Origin of the sequence: Candidatus Nitrosarchaeum limnium BG20 (assembly GCF_000241145.1) — an archaeon.
Taxonomy (GTDB): domain Archaea; phylum Thermoproteota; class Nitrososphaeria; order Nitrososphaerales; family Nitrosopumilaceae; genus Nitrosarchaeum; species Nitrosarchaeum limnae.
Window position 1 is genome coordinate 1 of sequence record NZ_AHJG01000163.1, and the last position, 3631, is coordinate 3631.

Annotated in this window: 2 protein-coding genes; one reads left to right on the plus strand and one right to left on the minus strand. The window is 34.0% G+C overall.

The annotated features are described in order from the left end of the window. Positions 1 to 1667, minus strand: a 1667-nt coding sequence (locus BG20_RS04940; RefSeq protein ID WP_048097076.1) for an InlB B-repeat-containing protein, incomplete at its 3' end; no start/stop codon positions are given. Positions 1668 to 2031: 364 nt separating this feature from the next. Here BG20_RS04940 and BG20_RS04945 point away from each other — a divergent pair. Continuing rightward, positions 2032 to 3444, plus strand: coding sequence for a cation:proton antiporter domain-containing protein (locus tag BG20_RS04945; protein WP_010191698.1), 1413 nt, complete (start codon positions 2032 to 2034; stop codon positions 3442 to 3444). The last annotated feature ends 187 nt before the right edge of the window (positions 3445 to 3631 follow it).

Below are 3631 nucleotides of genomic sequence, written 5' to 3' on the forward strand. Positions count from 1 at the left end.
GATAATTTTTTACTCTCAAGTTCTAGTGCTTTCTTGGCTTGCTCAATTTCTAAAAGTCCTGTCTTTCTTTCGATTTCCATCAATCCTGCCTTTCTTTCAAATTCAACTGCCGCCAAATTCTTTTCCAACTCTTTCTCAGCTATCTTCTTTCTCTCAATTTCTTTAATTTCAAATTCATTTAATTCATTATTTTGAGAATCATCTCGCCCATCTAAATTTGTCAAGTCAGGGTTTTTAGTTAATCCTAATGTCGCTAGTAATTTTGATTTAATTGATATAGACTCATTAGTATTTTTTTGTGGTATTTTTTTACGAGATCCGTTCTTTATTTTTTTGTATATGATTAAACCAATAATCGCTGCACTGGACATTATGCTTATGTTCATAAATGCTATAGAATAATCCACATTCCATTTTGCCGTGACTGTCTTGGGACCGTTCATCAAAATGCTACCTGATGTGGTAGTTGCATCTGAACTTCCTTCCCATCCTAGAAATGTTCTTTGTTGCCAAAGTCCTGCTGGATCACGAGGTGTGGTGATTCCAAAAGAAGCTAGTACTCCCTCATTATACCAACTTGAACCCTGAGTGGTACCATATTCCGAATCTACAACAAGTTGATACTGTTTTTTCCATATTCCTGTTACTGATTTTGGTTTATCCATGAATACTTGGATGCTTGTACCATCTGATGTTGCATCTCCCCCCCATCCTTCAAAAACTACTCGTGTATTTGCAATTCCTGTATCTTGAATTTCTGAATCAATGGAAGCATTTGCAAAGGTACCTTCATCATAAAATCCACTTCCTGATATGTTTCCATATTTACTGATCACATTCAAATAGAATTGATTTTTCCAATCAATTGAAATTTTATGAGGGCTATCCATTAAGATATTTGTCGTAGTTGCCTGTGGATCTGTAATTATTGCTGAATTCTGTCCTACGTTTATCCACTCATTTAGTGTACGTCTTGTTTGTTCATCTGCTTTGACTTCAAAATTTTTCATCTCTAATGCAGCATTAGATCCTTCATTATGCCAGCTAGTTTTGATTACTTTCATATTTTGAGCTGAATCTAATATTTCTAATCTGTATTGTTTTGACCATAATGCGGTAATTGTTTTTGATTCTTTCATTTTAATTGAATTTGACATTAAATTTGGAGTGTTCCCATCACTCCATCCTGAAAATGCATATCTTACACCGTCTTGAAATTTATCGTAAACATATTGTTCTGATACACTAAAGTTAGCAGTGTCTCCTTCTAGATAACTTCCACTACCAATTGTTTCTCCATACTGAGATATTATTGTTAGATCAAATGCATTTCCATCAATAACATCTTGTGTTGTTACAGTACTGCTACTTGTTTGAGCTGGATTTAGAGAATAAATTGCAACTGCAGTATGATCAGTTTCCATCAAAATTGTTGCTGGATTTCCAGCAATCCAATGATCATCCACTTTCCATCCTACAAACTTGTATGCCCCCCATTCTTCTTGTGCAGTTTCAGTTTTAATCCATGTGTTGTCTGCATACATACCTGATCCACCAATTGGTAATCCTGGAGGTGATGATTTTATTTTTAATTCGTAAATATTTGTATGAATTGAATTATTGATTTCAGCTGCAAAAATATTATCAAATGAAACAAAAAATAACAAGCTAATCGCTAAACATAACACAGCATTTTTGATACTTATTTTCATTTAATTCCAAATAAATTAGCTACAAAGCAAGTAATGCATAGTGGTTTGATCAAGATGATCCAACAAGATTTGGTCTATTTTGTTCTGGACAAATATCTGTGTGTTTATTTCAAACACCTTTTACTGTAAATACTGATATTTTCTTATATGATGACCTCTCTTTGAAATTTTGTTATTTGATAATTCTCTTAATTACTTGAAAATTCTAGATATTGGCTTTTCAGGAGATTTATATCAAAAAGATTATGCAATAAGACCTGAGTCAATATTTATTTACATTATTTTGTATTAACCAAATTCTTGATTTTAAGTGAAAATCATGGAATTTCTATTGTCAATACTTGAAGTATTGATTCAATCAATACAAAATGGTCCTTCTGCATCTATTGATATTCCTGGTTTCTTTACAGATTTTAGTACACGTGTAGGCCTTGCTAATTTGGGCTTTGATTTTACTCCATTACAAAATATGTTTAGTGTATTTTCTTCACCTTTGTCTGACTCTATAGTTTCTGCACCTTTACTGCTTCTTGCAGCAGGTGCTGTCATCTTCTTTGGAGTTGTTGGAGAAGCCTTTTTTAAAAAAACGGGTATTCCAGACGTTGCATTTTTAATGATATTGGGAATAATTATTGGTCCAATATTGGGATTAATCCAACCTGAAGTTGTACTTCAAGTTGTTCCTTACTTTGCAGCACTGGCTTTGATTATTATCATGTATGATGGAGGATTGAATTTAGATCTAAAGAGTGTGGCAAGCACTGCTCACTTTGCAATAATTTTATCTATTGTGGGATTTGCAGCTTCGATTGGCATCGTTGCAGCATTTGCTCATTACGGTCTTGGTTGGGAATGGATAGAAGGTGTTTTACTTGGCTCTATTGTTGGTGGAAGTAGCTCTGCAATCGTATTTGGTCTTGTAAGAAATCTTAAAATTTCTGATAGTGCAAAATCATTACTAAGTTTTGAGTCTGCTCTAACGGATATTCTTGCTACTGTAATTGCTTTTGTTTTGTTTGGAGCTGTTCTGTCAGGTACTTTGAATGTTGATTTTATGGGTACTACTATTGAAAATGCTGTAATTGTTGGACTGGTTCTTGGTTTAGGAGTAGGTATACCATGGATGTATGTGACTACAAAACTTGCATCTAGTAAGCACAGCTATATGCTCACTTTAGCAATTTTGTTTATTCTTTATTTCATGGCAAATTCCTTGGGCGAATCAGGAGCATTAACTGCTCTAGTGTTTGGCTTGATGCTGGGAAACAAACGTCGTTTAGCAAAATACTTGAGATTTCCATTACCAAAAATTGATACAGATGATCCAACTCATAATCAAATAACTTTTCTAGTTAGGACTTTTTTCTTTGTCTTTGTTGGCTTGCTTGCAAGTTTTGGAAACATAGAGTATATTGTATTTGGGGTTGTAGCAGCAATTGCAATTTATGTTGCAAGAACCATTATTGTAAAAATGACCTTGACTCAGAGATTTTCACAACTAGACAAAAAAGTTACCACTATAATGATTCCTAGGGGGTTAGCGGCTGCAGTACTTGCTACATTTCCAATAACTATGGGATTGCCAAATGCTGATGCATATTCACAAATCGTATTTTCAATAATCATGGCATCTGTAATTATTACAACGTTGGGATTGGGAAAAGCAAAGAAAATTCTTCCACCAGAGCCTACAAACGGCGGATTTGTCTTAAAGGATACACTTGGGCAATAAAACTCTAATAATGTGATTATCGTAAAAAATCATTGGATTATGAAAAATTTTGCTCACAGATTTTAGATACTAATCCAAAAATTCGATTTGCTACTGTTTATGATCAATGGGCTGTCCGCGTTGGTGGTGGATTGCGTAAGGGCTTGACTAGTTTACTTTCAGAGCATAAAGAAAATGAACTCGTTAC

Coding starts and splice junctions, on each gene's coding strand:
- BG20_RS04945 (WP_010191698.1), top strand. CDS start 2,032: ATGGAATTTCTATTGTCAATACTTGAAGTATTGATTCAATCAATACAA.